Source organism: Desertibaculum subflavum, assembly GCA_003576705.1.
Lineage (GTDB): Bacteria > Pseudomonadota > Alphaproteobacteria > Ferrovibrionales > Ferrovibrionaceae > Desertibaculum > Desertibaculum subflavum.
In genome coordinates this window covers 95,484-116,177 of record QOZS01000010.1, presented here as the reverse complement: position 1 = coordinate 116,177, position 20,694 = coordinate 95,484, and the positions used below count along the sequence as shown (strand labels likewise).

Sequence of the window (20,694 nt, the reverse complement as noted above, 5' to 3'; positions counted from 1 at the left end):
CAGCTTTGCCCGATGAAGGCGCCGTCCTGCATGGCGGTCGCCTCGCCGCGGCCCGGCGCGAATTTCCCCGCGCACCGGAGCCGTTCATCGACCTGTCCACCGGTATCAATCCGGTCGCCTATCCGCTGCCGGCGCTCCGTCCGGAGGCCTTTTCGCGCCTGCCGGAGCCGGAGGCGCAGGCCGGCCTGGAACAGGCCGCGGCCACAGCCTATGGCGTGCCGTCTGCCGACATGATCGTGGCGGCACCGGGCACCCAGATCCTGATCAGCCTGCTGCCGCGCCTGTTCCCCGCAAGGTCGGTCGCCGTGCTCGCGCCGACCTATAGCGAGCATGCAATTTGCTGGCGGACGGCCGGTGCCGATGTGCGGCATGTCAGTTCGCTCGCCGAGGCCGGCGCAGCCGACGCGATCGTGCTCTGCAACCCCAACAATCCGGATGGCCGACGACATGACCCCGCCGGTCTGCTGCAGCTGGCCGAGCGGCAGGCGGCGCGCCAGGGTCTGGTCGTCGTGGATGAGGCATTTGCCGATTTGGAGGATGCCGCGCTCAGCGTCGCGCCGTTGTTGCCGCGGCGCAGCCTGCTGGTCCTGCGCTCCTTCGGCAAGACCTATGGGCTTGCCGGGTTGCGGCTCGGCTTCCTGCTCGGAGCGCCGGATCATGTTGCCGGCATGCGCACGGCTCTGGGGCCCTGGGCCGTCTCCGGTCCGGCGCTCGCCGTCGGTCAGATGGCGCTGCGCGATGCAGCATGGCGTGACCAGGCCCGCCTTCGCTTGACATCGGATGTCGCCCGGCTGGACGAGATGCTGCGGGCCGCGGGGCTGAACGTAGTCGGGGGCACCTTGCTGTTTCGATTGGCTGAGCACGCCGAGGCGCCGGCGCTGTACCGAAAGCTTGGGCAGGCAGGAATTCTGGTGCGGCGGTTCCCCGAACGCCCGTCATGGCTGCGCTTCGGCCTGCCGGGGCATGCCATGGCTTGGACGCGCTTGGCGGAAGCGCTAGGGATGACGGCCCGCAGGGCAGGGGTCTAGGGTGGCGGCGACAGGCATGGTGGGTGGCGGCAAGGAACTGGATCGGATGGTGGGCTTGGGCATGCCGGCCCACCTTTCGGGAGCCCGCTGAATGGCGTGGAAGGACATGCTGCCATCCGCGGCCGGGCTGGAATGGCCGGAATTTCTGCCCGGCTGGGTCTGGCTGGCCGGCGCCGGGCCGGGCGATCCGGGCCTGGTGACGCTGCACACGCTGTCCGCGCTGCAGCAGGCCGATGTCGTCGTGCATGACGCCCTGGTCGACCCGCGCATTCTGAACTGGGCGCGCGGCGATGCCGCGATCGAGTTCGCCGGCAAGCGGGCGGGCCAGCCGTCGCTCAAGCAGGCGGAGGTCTCAGCGCTGCTGGTCGAGCGGGCCCGGCATGGCCGTCGCGTGTTGCGCCTCAAGGGCGGCGATCCTTTCGTGTTCGGCCGCGGCGGCGAGGAAGCGCAGGATCTGCTCGCCGCCGGCATTCCGTTCCGCATCATTCCGGGCATCACCGCGGGTATCGGCGGGCTCGCCTATGCTGGCATTCCGGTCACGCATCGCGATACCAACCACGCCGTCACGTTCCTGACCGGCCATGACCGGTCCGGCGGCATCCCGTCGGGCATCGACTGGCCGGCGATTGCGCGCAGCTCGCCGGTCATCGTGCTCTACATGGCGAGCAAGCACCTGCGGGAGATCGCCGGGCATCTGCTGGCGGCCGGGCGGAGCAGCGACGAACCCGTCGCCATCGTCTGCCGAGCCACCTTGCCCGATCAGCAGATCGTCGAAACGACTTTGAGCCGCATTGCCGCCGGCGACGCCTTGGAGGCCGCCGCCATGGCGCCGGCCATCATCTGCATCGGCAATGTCGTGCGGTTGCCGGCCATGGCCGGCTGGATTGCGCAAGGCGCTGCCATTTGTGAGATCGATGGGAAGAGGCGAACCGGCTGATGATGAAGATCACCAAGGCGGCGGAGCTGCGCGACCTGCTCGCGGATCTGCCGGCGAAGCACGCGGCGATCGAGGCGGCGGCGCGGCAGCGCCAGGGCAGGCTGGTCAAGCCGCCGGGCTCGCTCGGGCGGCTGGAAGACATCGCCGTCCATCTGGCGGCATGGCAGGGCAATGTCACCCCGCGCGCCGACGCGGTGCGCATCATCGTGTTCGCCGGCAGCCACGGCGTGACCCGGTACGGCGTCTCGCCCTATCCCGATGCGGTCAACGCGCAGATGCTGGCAGGCTTTCGCGCCGGCATCGCGGCGATCAATCAGCTTGCGCGCGCCTTCGACGCCAGCCTCACGGCGATCGACTGCGGCGTCGATCGCCCGACCGGCGACATGACGGCGACGGCGGCGCTCGACGAGGAAGAATTCGTCGCGGCCGTCAATACCGGGCTAGGCGCCGTCAGCGGCGCGGAAGAGCTGCTGATCCTGGGCGATATGGGGATCGGCAACACCACGGCGGCAGCGGCGCTGGCCGCCGCCCTGTTCGGGGGCGGCGGCGTCGACTGGGCCGGGCCGGGGGCCGGGCTTGACTCACAGGGGGTGCGCAACAAGGCGGCGATCGTCGACCGCGCGCTCCGGCACCACGGCGCGGCGCTGAAGGACCCGATCGAGGCCGCGCGCCGCGTCGGCGGGCGCGAACTGGCGGCGATCATGGGCGCCGCGCTGGCGGCGAGGCTGCACCGGGTGCCGCTGCTGCTCGACGGCTTCATCGTGACATCGGCGGTGGCGCCGCTGCTGCGTCTTGCCCCCGGCGCGCTGGACCATGCCATCGCCGCGCATGAATCGGGCGAGCCCGCGCATCGCCGCTGCCTGCACGCGATGGGCCTCGTCCCGCTGCTCTCGCTCGGCATGCGGCTTGGCGAGGCGAGCGGCGCGGCGGCGGCGATCGGCCTCGTGCGCGCCGCGGTCGCCTGTCACAACGGCATGGCCACCTTCGAAGAGGCGCAGGTTTCAGGGCCTTCGGCGTGACGGCCTGGGCTCAACTGCTCGGCCACGGTGCCATACCGCCGCGCCTTACCCTCCTGCTCGGCGGCGCCCGTTCCGGCAAGAGCCGCTTCGGCGAGGAGCTGGTCCTCGAGGCCGCGCGAGGCTCCGGCGCCACCTACCTTGCGACGGCGGAAGCGCTGGACGAAGAGATGCGCCTACGCATCGCGATGCACGCGGCGCGGCGTGGCAGTGCCTGGCGCACCATCGAGGCGCCGCGCGAGCTGGCGAGCATTCTGAGCGCCTGCGGCGGACAGCCGGTCCTGGTCGATTGCCTGACGCTCTGGCTCAGCAACCTGATGCTCGCGGATCAGGACATCGACGGCAGCATCGCGGCGCTTCTCGCGGTGCTGCAGGCGCGCGCCGCGCCGACCGTCCTGGTCAGCAACGAGGTCGGCGCCGGCATCGTGCCGGAAACCACCCTCGGCCGACGCTTTCGTGACGAACAGGGCCGCCTCAATCAGCGCATCGCCGCGGCGGCGGATTGCGTCGTTTTGATGGTCGCCGGGCTGCCGCTGCGCCTGAAGCCGCAAGGCTGAAGCATGGACCGGCTGCGGCGTGCCTACGACGAATGGATCGTGGCGATCCATTGGCTGACCCGCATCCCTTGGCCCTATACCGCGCAGCAGCCGGCGCCGAAGCTGGCCGAGACCTTGTGGGCCTTCCCGCTGGTCGGCGCGCTGGTCGGCACTGCCGGTGGGCTTGCCTGGGCGCTGCTGCAGGCGCTGGGCGCGACGCCGCTTCTCGCCGCCGTGGCCGCCGTGATCGTCCCTGTCCTGCTGACCGGCCTGCTGCACGAGGACGGCTTCGCCGATTTCTGCGACGGCATGGGTTGCCGGGGCACCGCCGCCGACCGTCTGGCCGCCATGCGCGACAGCCGTCTCGGCGTATTCGGCGCGGCGGGCCTTGCGCTGCTGCTGCTGGTGCGGGTGGCGGCGCTGGCGAGCTTCGCGTCTGCCTCGGCGGCGGCCGTGTCGCTGGCGCTGTCGCATGCCGCCGGCCGGTTTGCGATCGCGCCGGTGATGCTCCTGTTGCCTTTGGCACGCACGGATGGCGCCGCGGTCGCCGCCGACCGGCCGCAGGCAGTGCAAGTGATCGCGGCAGCGCTCGCGCTCGCGCTCGTATGGCTTGTCGGCTCGATCCTGCTTGGAGATTGGTCCGGGCCCTTCTTGGCGGTACTCGTGGCCCTGGCCCTCGCGATTCCGATTGCCGCCAAGGCCAATCGGCGGCTGGATGGCTATACGGGCGACGTGCTCGGCGCCATCGTTGCCGTCGCCGAGGCTGGGGCAATCACGGCGCTTGCTCTGGCGGGTTAGTCGGTTTTGCGTCGCCGCATCAGATAGCAATCCATGATCCAGCCGTTCGCACGGCGTGCCGCCGCTCGCTTCCGTTCGATTTCGGGCGCCACATCGCGGATCTTCCCGGCGACCAGAATCTCGTCCGGCGTGCCGAGATAGGCGCCCCACACGATGTCGACATCCTGCTCCGCGAAGCGCTTGTAGCTGTCGCCGGCATCCAGCATCACCACGACGCTGTCGGAATCGGCCGGCCAGCCCTCGGCAAGTCGGCGGCCGGTCGTCACCGCGACCGATTGGCCGATGCGGTTGAGCGTCGTCCGGTGCCGGGCCGCCAGCATCTGGATGCTGCTGATGCCGGGAATCACTTCGTATTCGAATCGGTGACCCTTCCGCGCCACCGCTTCGACATTGCGGATCGTGCTGTCGTAGAGCGACGGATCGCCCCAGGTCAGGAAGGCGCCGCAGCCGCCCTCGGGGATCTCCTCGACGATCAGCCGTTCGAACACGTCCTGCTTGCGCCGGTTCAGATCACCGACCGCGGCATCGTAATCCGTCGCGGCAACGTCGCGCTCCGGGCTCTCCGCCTCGACGACACGAAAGCGGTCGTGCCGGATATAGCGCCGGCAGATTTCCTTCCGGTAGGCGGCGAGCTTCGCCTTGGCAGGACCCTTGTCCATCACGAACAACACATCGGCGCGGTTCAGCGCATTCACTGCCTGGACGGTGATCTGCTCGGGATCGCCCGCACCGATGCCGATGATCAGAACCTGCTTCATGTCTCGCCCGATGACCGCCGATCAATTCAAATCTAGTATACGCGCAAAGCGGCACAGGACCGGGGATGGATGGCGATAGACCCCGGTCGCAGCACCAAGGGGGGCGCATGCTCGAACAATTTTTCAGGATCCGCGAGCGCGGGTCCACCGTGCCGACCGAACTGCTGGCCGGGCTGACCACGTTCCTCACCATGGCCTATATCGCCGCGGTCAATCCGTCGATCATGGAGATCGCGGGCATGGACCGGAACGCCGCCTTCGTCGCAACCTGCCTGGCCGCGGCCTATGGCAGCATCGCCATGGGCCTGCTCAGCAATTATCCGATCGCGCTCGCCCCGGGCATGGGCCTCAACGCCTACTTCACCTTCTTCGTGGTGAAGACCATGGGCTATACGTGGCAGGTCGCGCTCGGCGCGGTCTTCCTCTCCGGCCTGATCTTCATCCTGCTCAGCGTGCTGCCGGTGCGCGAGAAGATCATCAATGCCATCCCGCGCTCGCTCAAGATGGCGATCGGCGCCGGCATCGGCATGTTCCTCGGCATCATTGCGCTGAAGGGCGCCGGGGTCGTCGTGGCGCACCCGGCGACCTTCGTGACCATCGGCGATCTGACCAAGTGGGCACCGATCCTCTGCGGCATCGGCTTCGTCGTGATCGTTGCGCTCGACCGGCTGGAGGTCACGGGATCGATCATCATCGGCATCCTGGCCGTCACCGTGCTCGCCATGCTGGTCGGCCAAGCGCAGTACGGCGGCATCGTCTCGCTGCCGCCGAGCCCGGCACCGGTGCTGTTCCAGCTCGATATCGGCGGTGCGCTGAAGATCGGCCTGATCAGCATCGTCTTCGCCTTTCTGTTCGTCGACCTGTTCGATACGGCGGGCACGCTGGTCGGCGTGCTGCATCGTGCCGGCCTGCTCGACCCGGACGGCAAGATGCCGGCGGCGGGGTTGCGCAACGCGCTGCTGGCCGATTCCACGGCGACGGTGGTGGGCGCTATGGTCGGCACCTCCACCACGACCAGCTACATCGAGAGCGCCGCCGGCATCAAGGCGGGCGGCCGCACCGGGCTCACCGCTGTCGTGGTCGGCCTGCTGTTCCTGTTGACGCTGTTCTTCGCGCCGCTCGCCGCCTCGATCCCGGCGCATGCCACCGCGCCGGCGCTGCTCTTCGTCGCCTGCATGATGGCGCGCAGCATGGTCGAGATCGACTGGGAGGATGTGACGGAGTACGCGCCCGCGGTCGTCACCGCGCTGGCCATGCCCTTCACCTTCTCGATCGCCCACGGCATCGCGCTTGGCTTCATCACCTATGCGGCGATCAAGGTCGCCTCCGGCCGCGCCCGCGAGGTGCATCCGGTGGTGGGCATCCTCGCGGTGCTGTTCGTGATCAAGTTCGCCTGGATCTGAGCGGCGGCCGCAGGTTTGCACAGTCGGAGGGGAGGGCCCAGTGAACGAGAAGGTTGACGTGCTGATCATCGGTTCGGGCGCCTCCGGCGCCGCCGTGGCGTGGAGCCTGGCCGAAACCAAAATGCGCATCCTCTGCCTGGAGCAGGGCGATTGGGTGAAGCCGACCGATTACCCGAGCAATGGCCGCGACTGGGAGGCGCGCCTCTTCTCCGATTTCGCCGTCAACCCGAACCGGCGGGCGCGGCCGACCGACTATCCGATCAACGACGCGAACTCGCCGATCAAGGTGGTGAATTTCAACGGCGTCGGCGGCAGCACCATCATGTACACGGCGCATTATCCGCGCCTGCATCCCTCCGATTTCAAGGTCCGGACTCTCGACGGCGTCGCCGATGACTGGCCGGTCGACTACGCGACCTTGGAGCCGTTCTTTGCCGAGAACGATCGCATGATGGGCGTCTCCGGCCTGGCCGGCGATCCCGCCTATCCGCCGAAGCAGCCGCCGATGCCGCCGCTGCCGCTCGGCAAATCGGGCCAGCGCTTCGGCCGTGCGATGAACAAGCTCGGCTGGCACTGGTGGCCTTCCGACACCACCATCGCGACGGTCGATTACGACGGTCGCGGGCGCTGTCTCAACCTCGGCCATTGCACGCCGGGCTGTGCGCAGGGCGCCAAGGCGAGCACCGACATCACCTACTGGCCGCATGCGATCCGCGCCGGCGTGGAGCTGAGGACCCGCGCCCGGGTGCGCGAGATTGCGCTCGACGAGCGTGGCATGGCCTCCGGCGTCGTCTATTACGATGCCGAGGGCCGCGAGCAGTTCCAGCCGGCCGAGATGGTGATCGTCGCCTGCAACGGCGTCGGCACCCCGCGGCTGATGCTGAATTCGGTTTCCGGCCGCTTTCCCGACGGCATCGCGAATTCGAGCGGCCTGGTGGGTAAGAACCTGATGTTCCACCCCTATGCGCTGACCTACGGTTATGTCGACGAGCCGCTCGACGGTAATCACGGCCCGCCGCTCTGCCTGTGGAGCCACGAGTTCTATGAGACCGACCACCGGCGCGATTTCGTGCGCGGCTATGCCTTTCAGTTCGGCCGCGGCTTCGGCTCGATCGTCGAGGCAATCGTCAGCACGGCCGCGGGTCGTTTGCCCTGGGGCGAGGAGCATCACCGCATCTATCGGGAGCAATTGCTCAACCGCCGCATCGGGCTATCGGCGATCTGCGAGGACCTGCCCGAGGAGCACAACCGCGTCACGCTGGATCCGGTCCTCAAGGATTCGCACGGCATCCCGGCGCCGCGCATCGACTACACGATCAGCGAGAACAGTCACCGCATGATGGATCACGGCATCGCGCGGGCGACGGAAATCCTGGAGGCCGCCGGCGCCCGCAACATCGCGGTGGAGCGGCCGATCCTGAACGGCGGCTGGCACCTGCTCGGCACGGCGCGGATGGGCACCGATCCGGCGCGCTCGGTGGTCAACGAATGGGGCCGCTGCCACGACGTGAAGAACATGTTCATCGTCGACGGCAGCATCTGGGTCACGGCCGGCGGCGTGAACCCGACCTCGACCATCCAGGCGCTGGCGCTCTATATCGCCGACAGCATCAAGCGGCGCCTCGCCGACGCCACGCTGTTCGATTGAGGCCATGCAATGGACCGCGACAATCCCCTGACCGAAGCCGAGACGCGCGACTTGCGCGCGCTGGCGGCGCTGATGATTCCGGCGAGCGACGTCTACGGTGTGCCCGGTGCTGACGACGACCTGATCTTCGCCGACATCCTGCGCAGTCTGGAGCGAGACACGGCAGATGCGCGGGCCGCGCTGGCATTGCTGGCACGCATGGCCGGCGGCAGCTTCGCCGATCTTCCGGCGGGACGCCGTGCCGAAATCGCCGCGGCCTTCAAGCGGGAAGGCGGTGCGCCGCTCTTCGCGCTAAATCGCGTGGTGCTGCTCTGCTACTATCGCGACGATCGGGTGATGCGCTCGCTCGGGCAGGAGCCGCGCCCGCCTTTCCCCCGCGGGCACGAGGTCGAGCAGGGTGACTGGTCGCTGCTCGACCCGGTGCGCGGGCGCGCCCCGTTCTATCGCCGGGCACCCTGATCATGGCGGCAGCAAAGAGGCGCTGGATGTGACGACGTCCTTCGACGCGATCGTGATCGGCGCCGGTGTCGCCGGCCTGACCGCCGCAGCAATCGTGGCACGCGGCGGCCTGCGCTGCCTCTGCATCGACCGGATGGGCCCCGGCGGCCTCCTGATCAATCTGGGGGCTTTGGTCGATTGCCCGGACTTGCCCGCGGGCACCAGCGGCCCGGACCATGTGGCCAGCCTGACCGATGACGCGATGGGTGCCGGTGCCGAACTCGCCATCGGCGAAGTTCAGTCACTGCGGCCGGGCGATGTCTGGACGGTACAGACGGAGTCGGAAAGCTTCACCGCCCGCGCCGTCATCGTCGCGACGGGGCTTGGCAACGGCCGGCTCGGCATCGACGACGAAGCCCGCTTCGAAGGTCAGGGCCTGTCGCATTGTGCCGCCTGCGACGGGCCGCTCTATGCCGGCGCCGATGTCATGGTGGCCGGCGCCGATCGCTGGGCCCTTCAGGAAGCGATCGAACTGGCGGAAACGGCGGGCCGAACCACTGTTGTCACCGGCACGGCCACCTTGGACACTGCCGACCCGCGCATCCGGCACCTTACGTCTTTGCCAAATGTCGCGGTCCTGCCGGGCCGCATTCTTGGCTTGCAGGGAGAGGACGGACTGCAATCGGTCGTGCTGGACCAGGGCGGCCGCCAAGCGGCCGTGCCGGTGCGCGGCCTGTTCGTCTACACGGACCGTCGGCCCGCAACCGATTTCGCCGGCGATCTGGTCACGCGCGACGAAGGCCTGCGAATTCGGGTGGACGAGAACCAGCGGGCCGGCGCATCATTGCTCTATGCTGCTGGCGACGTGCGTGCCGGTGCCGTCCAGTCCGTAGCCGAAGCGGCGGCGGACGGGCGTCGAGCCGGTCAGGCCGTATTGGGCGCGCTGGCAGGTTGAGGGGCGGAAACGTCCCGGCGAAGGGAGGAAAGCATTATGCGGATCATCAATCCGTCCTTCGGTGTCATGCCGGCCGGTTCCGAAGTGCTGGCCAGCGGCGCCGTCGACTGGCTGAAGGACCCGATCGTCCTGTTCTCGAATTCCAAGCCGAATGCGCGCGAGCTGCTGGACGGGCTCAAGGCCAAGCTCGCGACCATCCGCGGGATCGACAATATCGGCTATGCGCAGAAGAACAGCGCGAGCCAGGCGGCCCCGGCCGAGACCTTGGCCGAGGTCGCGCAGAGCTATCGCATCGCGCTGCTTGCGCTCGCCGATTGAGGCTCCTGTTCGTCGTGGAGTTTCCACGACTCGGTAGAGCTGGAGAAGCGGGGCGTGGCCGGCGTGGTGATCGCGACCGAGACGTTCCGACCGCTGGTGCTCGCCCAGGCCAAGGCGCGGAAGATCGAGCCCAAGCTGGTCGTGGTCAAGCACCCGGTGGGCGGCCTCAACGCGACGGAGCTGGCGGAGCGCATCGACCGCGCCTTCGAGGGCATCCGCGAGCTGATCGCGAAATAGCGTTCGGGAAGAGGGGATGAACGACTTCAGCTCGAGCGAGGTCATCGACCTCGACATCCCGGACAGCGAGGCCTGGAACGACTTCGCCCTGGCGCAAGGCTGGAGCGACGGCATGCCGCTGGTCATGCCGACCGAGGCGGCGGTGGCGCGCTTCACCGCCGCCGCCCGCGGCGACAACCAGACCTTCGCGCCGATCTCGCCGCGCCAGGTGGTGCCGACCTTGGCGAGCCTCGCCGCCAACGCGGTGATGGCGGGCTGCAAGCCGGAATATTTCCCGGTCGTGCTGGCGGCGCTGCGCGGCGTGCTGTCGCCGGAATACAACCTGCACGGCACGCTGGCCACGACGCATCCCTGCGCGCCGATGATCATGGTGAGCGGGCCGCTGCGCCAGGCGCTGGACATCAATTGCGGCAGCAACTGCTTCGGCCAGGGCTGGCGCGCCAATGCGACGATCGGCCGGGCATTGGAACTCATCCTGCTGAATGTCGGCGGCGCCAGGCCCGGCGTGATGGACCGCTCGACGCAGGGCTCGCCGGCCAAGTTCTCGTTCTGCTTCGGCGAGAACGAGGAGGTGAGTCCCTGGGCGCCCTATCACGTCCGCCGCGGCTTCGCCGCCACCGACAGCGTGGTCACGGTGATGTCCGGCGAGGCGCCGCACAACATCAACGACCATGGCAGCACCACGGCCGAAGGCGTGCTGACCACGATCTGCGAATCGATCGCTCAGCCGGGCTCCAATCTCATCTACGGCAAGGGGCCTTACGTGCTGGTGCTGGGGCCCGAGCATGCCGAGACGCTGCACCGCGACGGCTGGACCATCGAGGCCCTGCGCGAGGAGGTCTTCCGCCGCGCCCGCGTGCACATCTCCCGCGTCTCCAAGGAGAACCGCGAGAGCTATGCTTCGACCGGCCGCCATCCGGATGGCGATTGGTATCCGATGTCGCCGACGGTCGAGGACATTCACATCGTCGTCGCCGGCGGTCCGGGCAAGCATTCGGCCTATATCCCGTCCTTCGGCGGCACCGCCGTCTGCTCGGTGCGGGTGGCGCTGCCGGCCTGATATGTCCGGCATCGGCAGCGAAGAGCTTCCCCTTTTCGGCGACAATGTCAGCTTCGAGGAAGCGCAGGCCGCGCTCGATGCGCTGCAGCTCGGCGACGGCCTGCCGCTGGTGCCGCCGACGCGGTCGCGCCTCGCTCGCATGCTGCAGGGCGTCGCCGAACCGAGCCGGTCCTTCGGCCAGGTGCCGCCGCTGTTCGGCGAGCTGACGGTATCGGCCGTCGCCTATCAATGCGTGCTGGCTGGCTGCGTTCCGGCCGAGCTGCCGGTGGTGCTGGCCGCGGTGACCGCCTGCCTGGAGCCAGATTTCAACCTGCTCGGCATCCAGACGACGACAGGAACGCCGACTGTCGCCGCAATCGTGCATGGACCGATCGCCGCGCGCCTCGGCATGAACGCCAGCGCCAATTGTCTCGGACCCGGCAACCGCGCCAATGCCTGCATCGGCCGTGCCATCCGACTGGCGCTCACCAATATCGGCGGCGCGCATCCGGGCGTCGGCGACATGGCGACCATGGGCCAGCCCGGCAAGTACACCTTTGCCTTCGCGGAAGTCGACGATCCCTGGGCGCCGCCACTGCATGTTCGCCGCGGCTTCACGCGCGAGGCCGACGCTGTGACCGTGCTCGGCGTCTCGGGCACCATGGAAGTGCTGCCGGTCGATGGCGGCAGCAGCCCGCAGGCGGTGCTGCGCCCCATGCTTGACGCCATGCGCGGGGCGCGGCTGGCGGCCTCGGCGGGACGGGAGCGCCCCGGCGGCGAGCAGTTCTTCCTGTTGCCGCCCGAGATGGCGCGCATGATCGAGCGCGGCGGGTGGGATCTCGCCGCCGCGCAGGATTACCTGTTCAACCAAAGCGAATCTGCCGCGCGTATCGCCGCATCGCCGCGGGACATCCATCCGATCGTCACCGGCGGGGCCGGCCTGAAGATGACCTATCCGCCGCTCTGGATGGGCGGCACGCGATCGGTTACCCGTGCGATCGAATCTCTCGGGAGGAAAGAATGACGCAAGCGCCGCACCATCCGCTCGCCACTGCTTCGGCACCGGCTTGCACGGGCCCGTTGCCGCAGATGCAGCGGCCCTCCTGGCCGGTGCCGCCCGGCGCCTGCGACACGCATGCGCATGTGATCGGCGACGGCGTCGCCTATCCCTTCGTCGCCGACCGCAGCTACACGCCGCCGGCGGCGAGCGAGGCGGAATATTTCCGCATGCTCGACGGGCTCGGCATCGATCGCGGCGTGCTGGTGCAGGTCAGCGTGCACGGCACCGACAACCGCCTGATGCTGGAAGTGATGCGCCGCCATCCCAAGCGGCTGCGCGGTGTCGTGGTGGTGCCGCCGGACGTGCCGGAAGCGGATCTCCGCTCGATGCACGAGATCGGCGTGCGCGGCGTCAGGCTCAATGTCTCGATCGGCGGCGGCATCGGCTTCGACGCGCTGGAGACCTTGGCTCAGCGGATCGCGCCGCTCGGCTGGCATGTGCAGCTGCTCACCACGCCGCAGCGCCTGGTCGATGTCGCGCCGCGCCTGCCCAAGCTATCCGTGCCGGTGGTGATCGATCATATGGCCGGCGTGCACCTGCCGGAGGGCACCGGCCATCCCGCCTTCCGCACCATGCTGGATCTGCTGAAGACCGGCCGCACCTGGGTGAAGATCTCCGGCGCCTACCGCGCCAGCCAGAAGAACCACGACTTCGAGGATGTCGATCCGATGGCGCAGGCACTGATCGCCGCCGCGCCCAACCGGATGGTCTGGGGCAGCGACTGGCCGCATGTGCGCTTCTCGAAGCCGATGATGCCGACGGTGGAGACGCTCGAGTTGCTCGGCCGCTGGTTGCCCGATCCGGCCGCGCGCAAGCGCGTCCTGGTCGACAACCCGGCCGTGCTCTACGGGTTCTGACCGGCTACTGCAGCCGGTAGAGCTTCGCGGCGGTGTCGCAGATCACCTTGCGGCGTGTCGTTGCCGGCAGGTGGCCGAGCTCGCGATCGATGAACTCCCGTGAATCCGGCCAGATGCCGTCGGGATGCGGAAAGTCCGATCCCCACATCACGTTGTCCTCGCCGAGATCCTGCAGCAGCTTGATGCCGATCGGGTCGGTCTGATAGGTCGCATAGCACTGGCGGCGCCAGTACTCGCTCGGGCGCATCTTCAGGTCCAGGTCCTTGAACTGGTCCTCCCATTCCAGGTCCATGTGCTGCAGCACATAGGGGATCCAGCCGAGCCCGGCCTCGCCGATCACCACCTTCAGGTTCGGATAGCGCGCCAGCGCCCCGCTGAAGATCAGCTGGATCAGCATGTAGCTCATATGCATCTGGAAGCCGGTGATGTGGGTCGCGAAGGCGCGCCGCGCCATCACCCGGCTCATCTTGCTGTAATCCGGCGACCGCCCGCCGATGGTATGGAAATGCACCGGGATGCCGGTCTCGTGCGCGATCTGCCAGAGCGGCTCGTAGACCTCGTCATAGAGCGGGATCATGTCCGGCCGGTTGGCGACGTCGATGCCGCGCACGCCGCGCGCCGCCGCGCGCTTCACCTCGGCGACGGCGGCGTCGATATCGTGGCTCGGGATGTTGGCGAGGCCGATCAGCCGGTCGGGATGGCTGCGGCAGAAATCGTGCAGCCAGTCGTTGTAGATGCGCAGCATCTCGACCGCCGCCTCGCCATCGTTCAGGCGGCCGCTCGAGCCCAGCACGCCATAGAGCACCTCCGCCTGCACGCCGTCGCGGTCCTGGTCCTTGAGGCGCAGGTCCGGCTCGGTCAGGCGGCGGATGCCCTTCCTGCCGTCGTCATAGAGGCCGGTCGAGGCCATGCGGTCGGAGCGATGGATCTCGCCAGGCACGTATTTGCGTCCGGCCGAGCCCATGCCGTTGACCAGCCCGAACTGCGCGCCGTTGCGGCTGACCCAGCGCGGTCCGTCCGGGCTCTCCGTCACATAGGGCATGCGATCGCGGAACTTTTCGGAGGCATTGGCGGTGAAGAGATCGGGCGGCAGCCAGATCAGGTCGACATGGCCATCGGCGGAAATGACGTCGTACTGCATCGACCTCTCCTCCCAGCCAGCGGGTGCGCCGCGTCAATCGGTGAATTCGGGCACCACCCAGAGCGGCGGCTCGCCGCGCGCGACGCGCTGCACATTGTCGAAAGCGTTGCGCAGCCGCCCGATATTGCTCTCCTGCGTCGGCCCGGCCATGTGGGCGGTCAGGATGACATTGTCGAGGGTGAACAGCGGATTGTCGGCGGGCGGCGGTTCCTGCTCGAAGACGTCGAGGCCGGCGCCGGCGAGCTTGCCGTCGGCGAGCGCGCGGTGGAGCGCCTTCTCGTCCACCACCGGTCCGCGGCTGGTGTTGATCAGGATCGCGTCCGCCTTCATCAGCGCCAGCTCCGCCTCGCCCAGCATGCCCTTGGTAGAGGCATTGAGCGGCACGTGCAGCGAGACGACGTCGGAGGTGCGGAGCAGCTCGCGATAGAGCCGGAACCGCACGTTCAGCGCATCTTCGGCATCCTCGGGCAGGCGGGCGATGTCGTAGTAATGCACCGGCATGCCGAAGGCCTGGGCGAGCCGCGCCGTCTTCTTGCCGATGGTGCCGAGGCCGACGATGCCGAGCGTGCGGCCGCGCAGCTCGTGCAGCCGCGGGGTCGAGTTGCCGCGCCAGCGGCCGGCGGCGACGCTCGCATGCTGGCGGATCAGCTGGCGCGACACCGCCAGCATCAGCAGGATCGCGTGTTCCGAAACCGCGACCGAATTGGCGCCGCCGTTGTTGGCAAGCGGGACATTGGCGCGCCGGGCCGCGGCGATATCGGCGCGGTCATAGCCGGCGCTCAGGCATTGCACCAGCTTCAGCCTCGGCGCGCCGCGATAGAGCTCTTCCTTGACCAGCATGTCGACGAAGCCGACGAGATATTCGGCGCCGCCGATCGCCGTCTGCCAGTCGCCGCTGCCGGGCTTGGCGATCTGCAGCTCGAAGCCGTCGGGCGCCATCTCGCGCACGACCTCCTCATCGACCATCGCCTGGGTCACCACCACGATACGCGGACGCATACTCGATCCTCCTCAGGCCGCCGGTGCGACAGAGAGCCCCACGACCTTGTGCTTCGCGATCAGTTCGGCGACCAGGCCGGAGGCTTTGGCATCCTCGACGAATCTGCTGAGAAATGCCGCGCCTGCCTTATTGCTCCGCGCGGTGCCGACCGCCTGCTGCACGGCCGTGAACTTGCCCGGCAGGAGGCGTGCGCCGGGCAGCTTCTCCACGTCCGACAGCAGACGCGGCTTCAATCCCGCCAGCGCGTCCAGCTTGTCGTTGACGAACAAATCGAAGGAGGCGTCGAGGCCGGCCGCGCGCAGCAAGGTCGCCTGCTTGATATTCCGCTCCAGCCACAGGTCGTAGGCGCTGCGCGCGCTGACCGCGATGCGCACGCCCGGCTTGTCCACATCGGCGATGCTGGAGAGCTTCGATCCGGCAGGAACGAGATAGGTTGCCTCGATCTCGCAATAGGCCGCGGTGAAGGCGATCTTCTCCGCCCGTGCCGGCTCCGCCCCGATCAGCCCGATATCCCAGGCGCCGGTGCCGCCGGCATCGGCAAGCTCGCCCGGCGTCTTGTAGGGCACGTACTTCACGGGCACGCCAAGCTTGCCAGCGATCGCCGCCGCCATGTCGGGCGCCACGCCGGCCGGATCGCCGCTCGCCGTGCGCCCGGTCACCAGCAGGAAGTTGCCCAGGTTGATGCCGGCGCGCAGAACGCCGGTCGGCGCAAGCTCGGCGACGATGTCGGATGACGGCATTTCTCTCCCCCGCGCTGTCTCAGCTCTTGAGCTGTTCGATGAACCCGGCCCAGCGGTCGAGCGTGGGCAGCAGCTTATCCGCCGGATCGGATGGCAGGCTGACCACCGACCGCTCGACGCCCAGATCGCGGTAGCGCTTCAACCGGTCGATATCATCCGGCACCGCCCAGGCGGTCACCGGCACGCTGGCGGGATCGCGGCCCGCTTCCGCCGCCATCTGCCGGAAGCGCGGCAGGAAGTCGCCGACATCGCCGTATTGCGGCCGGCTCACATGCGGCATCCAGCCATTGCCGAAGGCAAGCGCACGCCGGGCGCCATGCGGGAACACGCCGCCGACGATCACCGGCGGGTGCGGCTTCTGCACCGGTTTCGGCCAGGTCTGCAGGGGCGGAAAGTTCACGAACTCGCCGTGGAATTCGGCCTTCTCCTCGGTCCAGATCTGCTTCATCGCCGCGATGCGCTCCGCCATCAGGCGGAACCGCGTCTTGAACTCGGTGCCGTGATCGGCCATCTCCTCGGCGTTCCAGCCGGCGCCGACGCCGAACATGAAGCGGCCGTTCGACACCTGGTCCAGCGAGGCGACCAGCTTCGCCGTCTGGATCGGGTCGCGCTGCACCACCAGGCAGATGCCGGTCGCGACCTTCAGCTTGCGGGTGACCGTGGCAGCGACGCTGAGCGACACGAAGGGATCCATCACGTCGTAATATTTCTTCGGCAGGTCGCCGCCTTGCGGAAACGGCGTCGCGCGCGAGGCCGGAATATGCGAATGCTCCGGCGCCCAGAGTGATTCGAAGCCGCGCTCTTCCAACGCCCGCGCCAGCGCGTCGGCCCGGATCGAGTAGTCGGTGAAGAACATCGCGGCGCCGATCTGCATGGCCTCAGCCTCCCGCCCGGTCACCCACCGCCGATCGGCGGGATGAACGCCACTTCGGAATCTTCTGCCACCTCTTCCAGAAGCGCGTTCTGGTGCACGACACCGTCGATGACGACGGCGATGTCGCCTTCGAGATGGCCTTCCAGCGCCGGAAAGCGCGCCTCCAGCGCACGGATCAGCTGCCGGACCGTACGGCCCGGCAGCTCGATCTCGGTCTGCCCGTCCGCGAACTGCTTGGCGAACGAGTAGGTCAGAATGACCCGCGCCAAGCTACTCCGCCGCCATCCGGGGCGTCGCCGCGTCGAGGGCCGCCGAAAGCCTCGGCGGCGAGATCGGCAGGTCGACCATGCGCACGCCGGTCGCCCGCGCGATCGCGCTGCCGATCGCCGCCATCGGCGGAATGATCGGCACCTCGCCCACGCCGCGCACGCCGTAGGGATGCGCGGGGTTCGGCACCTCGACCAGCACGGTCTCGATCATCGGCAGGTCGGATGCGACCGGCATGCGGTAATCCAGGAAGCCCGGATTCAGCAGCCGGCCCTTGGCGTCGTAGATGTATTCCTCGTTCAGCGCCCAGCCGATGCCCTGCGCCGCGCCGCCCTGCAGCTGGCCTTCCACATAGGAAGGATGGATGGCGGTGCCGACATCCTGCACCGCGGTATAGCGGTCGATGGTGCAGATGCCGGTATCGGGATCCACCTTCAGGTCGACAATGTGGACGCCGAAGCCCGGGCCGGCGCCTTGCGCATTGAGCTGCGCATGACCGTTGATCGGTCCGCCGGTGCGGCTCGCGCTCGCCGCGAGCTTGGCGAGCGAGAGCGGCTCGAACTTGCCGACATTGGTGCTGGAGGGCCGCGCCTCGCCGTCCTCCCACACCACGGCGTCGACATCGACCTCCCACAGCTTCGCCGCGCGCTGCTTCAGCTGGCCGATCATGTCGCGCGTCGCGTTCACCACGGCGAGGCCGGTCGCAAAGGTGACGCGGCTGCCGCCGGTGACGAAGTTGAAGCCGATCGAAGCGGTGTCGGCCACGATCGGCCGCACCTTCTTGTAGTCGATGCCGAGCTCCTCCGCCGCCATCAGGGCGAGCGAGGCGCGCGAGCCGCCGATATCCGGATTGCCGGAGATGATGGTGACGCTGCCGTCCTCGCCCACATGCGCGGCAGCCGAAGAATCGGCGCCGACATTGAACCAGAAGCCGGCGGCGACGCCGCGGGCATAGCCCGGCTTCACCTTCGACTTGTAGTGCGGCGAGGCCTTGGCGGCTTCCAGGGTCTCGACCATGCCGATCACGCCGAAGGTCGGGCCGTAATGCGTCTTGGTGCCCTGCTTCGCCGCGTTCTTCAGACGCAAATCGATCGGGTCGATATTCAGCTCCTGCGCCACCATGTCGACCACCGACTCGACCGCCCAGGCCGAGATCGGCGCGCCGGGCGCGCGATACGCCGCGACCTTCGGCCGGTTGCTCACCACGTCGTAGCCGACGACATGGATGTTCTCGACGTCATAGCAGGCCATGCTGCACATGCAGCTCGGACCCACCGGCGAGCCGGCGAAGGCGCCGGCCTGCAGCGCGACCGTGATATCGGCCGCGACGATGGTGCCGTCCTTCTTGGCGCCCATCTTCACCTTCACCCAGCCGCCGGACGTCGGCCCCGACGCGCGGAACACCTCTTCCCGCGACATCACCATTTTCACCGGCTTGCCGGCCTTCTGCGACAGGCGGATCGCCACCGGCTCCAGATAGACCACCGTCTTGCCGCCGAAACCGCCGCCGATCTCCGAAGGCGTGACGCGGAGCTGCGAGGTCTCGAGGTTCAGCAGGCGGCAGCAGAAGCCGCGCACCTGGAAATGGCCCTGCGTCGTGGTCCAGAGCTGAACCTGGCCGTCCTCGGCCGCGCTCGCCAATGCCGCATGCGGCTCGATATAGCCCTGGTGCACCGGCTGCGTCGTGAACTCGCGCTCGATGACGATATCGGCCTTGCCGAAGCCGGCGGCCGCATCGCCCTTGTTGAATTCCAGACGCTTGGCGATGTTCGAGGCCTTTTCCGGCGCCGGCTTCACGCCGTCGGTGCGCATATGCGGGTGCAGGATCGGCGCGCCGTCCTTCATCGCTTCCTGCACGTCGATCACATGCGGCAGCACCTCGTAGTCGACCTTGATCAGCGACAGCGCCTCTTGCGCGACCGCTGCCGTGGTGGCGGCGACGGCGGCGATGGCATGGCCCTCGTACAGCGCCTTCTCCTTGGCCATCACGTTGCGCGTCACGTCGCGCAGGTTGACCTGCATCTCGCCCGCGGGCAGCAACTGGTCCGGCTGCTCGGGGAAATCGGCGCCGGTGACGACGGCCTTCACGCCCGGCAGTGCCGCGGCCTTGCTGACGTCGATCGACTTGATCACGGCATGCGCATGCGGGCTGCGCAGCACCTTGCCGACCAGCTCGCCCGGAAGGTTGAAATCGGCGCCGAAGCGGGCGCGGCCGGTCACCTTGTCGGCGCCGTCCGGACGGTTCTGGCGGGTCCCGACCCACTTGTAGCGGCGTTGTTCGCTCATCGCGTGGTCTCCCTCTGTTCGGCGGCCACATCGAGGACCGCGCGGACGATCTTGTCGTAACCGGTGCAACGGCAGAGATTGCCGGCGAGGCCGAAGCGCACTTCGGTCTCGCTCGGGTTCGGATTGCGGTCGAGCAGCGCCTTGGCCGCGATCAACATGCCGGGCGTGCAGACGCCGCATTGCAGCGCCGCCATCTCGATGAACTTCTGCTGCAGCGGGTGCAGCTTGTCGCCGTGGCTCATGCCCTCGATGGTGAGCACGCGGCGGCCCTCGGCCTCGGCGCCGAGCATCAGGCAGGCGCAAACCAGCCGGTCGTCGACGATGATGGAGCAGGCGCCGCAATCGCCGGAGCCGCAGCCCTCCTTGGTGCCGGTCAGGTCGAGCTCGTCGCGCAGCACATCCAGCATGCTCTGCGACGCCTCGCAGAGATATTCCGTCGGCTCGCCGTTGATGGTGGTGGTGACGTGGGTCTTCGACATGTCAGTTGCTCCTCGCGCGCTCGGCGGCGATGGCGACGGCGCGCTTGAGCAGGACGCCGGCAATCTTGGTGCGGTAGACGATGGTGCCCCGCTTGTCGTCGATCGGCTTGCAGGCGGCGCGGCAGGCGGCGGCGGCCGCCTCGATTGCCTTGTCGTCCAGCTTCGATCCGACCAGCGCCTTGGCCGCGCCCTCCACCAGCAGCACGGTCGGCGCGACGGCGCCGAGCGCCACCCGCGCCGCGGTGCAGGTGCCGTCCTTCATGGTCAGGTTGACGCCGCAGCCCACCACGGCGATGTCCATCTCGGTGCGCGGGATCAGGCGCAGATAGGCATCGCCCGAACCGGCCGGCCGGGCCGGCAGGGTGAAGCTGACGACGATCTCGCCCGGCTTGAGGCTGGTCTTGCCGGGACCTGCCGGGATCTGCTCGACCGGCACCTCGCGCCGGCCGTTCGGCCCCTGCACCGTGGCGATGGCGCCGGCGGCGACCAGGGCCGGCACGCTGTCCGCGGCCGGCGAGGCATTGCACAGATTGCCGCCGGCCGAGGCGCGGCCCTGCACCTGCTTCGACCCGATCAGGTTGATCGCTTCCACCACGCCGGGCCAGGCCTTCTTCAGGCCGGCATGGTCGTGGATTTCGGCCCCGGTCACCGCCGCGCCGACGCGCCAGGCGCCGGCAATCTGGCTGATCGCGGTCATCTCGGCGATGCGCTTGACGTCGACGATCAGGCCGGGCGCCACCATGCCGGCCCGCATCTGGACCAGAAGATCGGTGCCGCCGGCCAATACCCGTCCCTTGCCGCCGGCCCCCGCCATCAGCGCCACGGCCTCGTCGACCGAACCAGGCGCCCGATACTGCGCTTCCATCATTCTTTGCCCCT

The 20,694-nt window shown here is 68.6% G+C and carries 22 protein-coding genes; 13 read left to right on the top strand and 9 right to left on the bottom strand.

The features are described 5' to 3' along the window. Positions 1-5 precede the first annotated feature (5 nt). The 5 genes from cobD to DT074_RS07360 all read left to right on the top strand — a co-directional run bounded on the left by cobD (position 6) and on the right by DT074_RS07360 (position 4,315). Positions 6-1,028, top strand: coding sequence for a threonine-phosphate decarboxylase CobD (gene cobD, locus DT074_RS07380; RefSeq protein WP_368744515.1), 1,023 nt, complete (start codon positions 6-8; stop codon positions 1,026-1,028). A 106-nt stretch (positions 1,029-1,134) separates the two neighbouring features. Next, entirely contained in the window at positions 1,135-1,965 is an 831-nt protein-coding gene (gene cobA / locus DT074_RS07375) for a uroporphyrinogen-III C-methyltransferase (RefSeq protein WP_119419195.1), read from the top strand. Next, complete coding sequence (cobT, locus tag DT074_RS07370) at positions 1,965-2,984, top strand: nicotinate-nucleotide--dimethylbenzimidazole phosphoribosyltransferase (RefSeq protein WP_119419182.1); 1,020 nt, start codon at positions 1,965-1,967, stop codon at positions 2,982-2,984. Before cobA ends, cobT begins: the two co-directional genes overlap by 1 nt. Next, positions 2,981-3,538 carry a bifunctional adenosylcobinamide kinase/adenosylcobinamide-phosphate guanylyltransferase gene (cobU, locus tag DT074_RS07365; RefSeq protein ID WP_368744513.1) on the top strand — a complete coding sequence of 186 codons (558 nt, stop codon included), beginning with the start codon at positions 2,981-2,983 and terminating at the stop codon, positions 3,536-3,538. Before cobT ends, cobU begins: the two co-directional genes overlap by 4 nt. A gap of 3 nt (positions 3,539-3,541) precedes the next feature. Next, positions 3,542-4,315 (top strand): adenosylcobinamide-GDP ribazoletransferase, encoded by a 774-nt coding sequence (locus DT074_RS07360; protein ID WP_119419181.1) that lies wholly within the window; start codon positions 3,542-3,544, stop codon positions 4,313-4,315. Here the strand turns inward: DT074_RS07360 and cobF are convergent. Beyond that, positions 4,312-5,073, bottom strand: coding sequence for a precorrin-6A synthase (deacetylating) (gene cobF, locus DT074_RS07355; protein WP_119419180.1), 762 nt, complete (start codon positions 5,071-5,073; stop codon positions 4,312-4,314). The genes DT074_RS07360 and cobF overlap by 4 nt on opposite strands. 107 nt (positions 5,074-5,180) lie before the next feature. On the opposite strand from cobF, the gene DT074_RS07350 reads away from it, so the two are divergent. Genes DT074_RS07350 through DT074_RS07310 form a run of 8 tightly spaced genes read left to right on the top strand, consistent with a single transcriptional unit; the run spans position 5,181 to position 13,028 of the window. Further along, positions 5,181-6,476, top strand: coding sequence for an NCS2 family permease (locus DT074_RS07350; RefSeq protein WP_119419179.1), 1,296 nt, complete (start codon positions 5,181-5,183; stop codon positions 6,474-6,476). Between the two features lie 40 nt (positions 6,477-6,516). After that, complete coding sequence (locus tag DT074_RS07345) at positions 6,517-8,124, top strand: GMC family oxidoreductase (protein WP_162914699.1); 1,608 nt, start codon at positions 6,517-6,519, stop codon at positions 8,122-8,124. Positions 8,125-8,133: 9 nt separating this feature from the next. Beyond that, complete coding sequence (locus DT074_RS07340) at positions 8,134-8,583, top strand: hypothetical protein (RefSeq protein WP_119419178.1); 450 nt, start codon at positions 8,134-8,136, stop codon at positions 8,581-8,583. Between the two features lie 28 nt (positions 8,584-8,611). Further along, the gene (locus tag DT074_RS07335; protein ID WP_162914698.1) at positions 8,612-9,517 is read left to right on the top strand and encodes an NAD(P)/FAD-dependent oxidoreductase; all 906 of its coding nucleotides are present in this window, start codon (positions 8,612-8,614) and stop codon (positions 9,515-9,517) included. Between the two features lie 36 nt (positions 9,518-9,553). Continuing rightward, complete coding sequence (locus DT074_RS28670; protein WP_438503669.1) at positions 9,554-10,072, top strand: UGSC family (seleno)protein; 519 nt, start codon at positions 9,554-9,556, stop codon at positions 10,070-10,072. 16 nt (positions 10,073-10,088) lie between these two features. Next, the gene (locus DT074_RS07320) at positions 10,089-11,132 is read left to right on the top strand and encodes a hypothetical protein (protein WP_119419174.1); all 1,044 of its coding nucleotides are present in this window, start codon (positions 10,089-10,091) and stop codon (positions 11,130-11,132) included. Position 11,133: 1 nt separating this feature from the next. Then, entirely contained in the window at positions 11,134-12,135 is a 1,002-nt protein-coding gene (locus tag DT074_RS07315) for a hypothetical protein (protein ID WP_119419173.1), read from the top strand. Continuing rightward, the gene (locus DT074_RS07310) at positions 12,132-13,028 is read left to right on the top strand and encodes an amidohydrolase family protein (RefSeq protein ID WP_119419172.1); all 897 of its coding nucleotides are present in this window, start codon (positions 12,132-12,134) and stop codon (positions 13,026-13,028) included. Before DT074_RS07315 ends, DT074_RS07310 begins: the two co-directional genes overlap by 4 nt. 4 nt (positions 13,029-13,032) lie before the next feature. Here the strand turns inward: DT074_RS07310 and DT074_RS07305 are convergent, their stop codons facing one another. Genes DT074_RS07305 through DT074_RS07270 form a run of 8 tightly spaced genes read right to left on the bottom strand, consistent with a single transcriptional unit; the run spans position 13,033 to position 20,683 of the window. Continuing rightward, on the bottom strand, positions 13,033-14,169 hold the full coding sequence (locus DT074_RS07305; RefSeq protein WP_119419171.1) for an amidohydrolase family protein: 1,137 nt from the start codon (positions 14,167-14,169) through the stop codon (positions 13,033-13,035). 33 nt (positions 14,170-14,202) lie between these two features. Further along, on the bottom strand, positions 14,203-15,168 hold the full coding sequence (locus DT074_RS07300; RefSeq protein ID WP_119419170.1) for a 2-hydroxyacid dehydrogenase: 966 nt from the start codon (positions 15,166-15,168) through the stop codon (positions 14,203-14,205). Positions 15,169-15,180: 12 nt separating this feature from the next. After that, positions 15,181-15,909: a transporter substrate-binding domain-containing protein gene (locus DT074_RS07295; RefSeq protein ID WP_119419169.1), complete on the bottom strand. Its 729-nt coding sequence runs from the start codon at positions 15,907-15,909 to the stop codon at positions 15,181-15,183. A 19-nt stretch (positions 15,910-15,928) separates the two neighbouring features. After that, positions 15,929-16,783 (bottom strand): LLM class F420-dependent oxidoreductase, encoded by an 855-nt coding sequence (locus DT074_RS07290; RefSeq protein ID WP_119419168.1) that lies wholly within the window; start codon positions 16,781-16,783, stop codon positions 15,929-15,931. Between the two features lie 20 nt (positions 16,784-16,803). After that, complete coding sequence (locus DT074_RS07285; RefSeq protein ID WP_119419167.1) at positions 16,804-17,052, bottom strand: MoaD/ThiS family protein; 249 nt, start codon at positions 17,050-17,052, stop codon at positions 16,804-16,806. A 1-nt stretch (position 17,053) separates the two neighbouring features. After that, positions 17,054-19,336 (bottom strand): xanthine dehydrogenase family protein molybdopterin-binding subunit, encoded by a 2,283-nt coding sequence (locus DT074_RS07280; protein ID WP_119419166.1) that lies wholly within the window; start codon positions 19,334-19,336, stop codon positions 17,054-17,056. After that, the gene (locus tag DT074_RS07275) at positions 19,333-19,815 is read right to left on the bottom strand and encodes a (2Fe-2S)-binding protein (protein ID WP_119419165.1); all 483 of its coding nucleotides are present in this window, start codon (positions 19,813-19,815) and stop codon (positions 19,333-19,335) included. Before DT074_RS07275 ends, DT074_RS07280 begins: the two co-directional genes overlap by 4 nt. A 1-nt stretch (position 19,816) precedes the next feature. Then, complete coding sequence (locus DT074_RS07270) at positions 19,817-20,683, bottom strand: FAD binding domain-containing protein (protein WP_119419164.1); 867 nt, start codon at positions 20,681-20,683, stop codon at positions 19,817-19,819. Positions 20,684-20,694 lie beyond the last annotated feature (11 nt).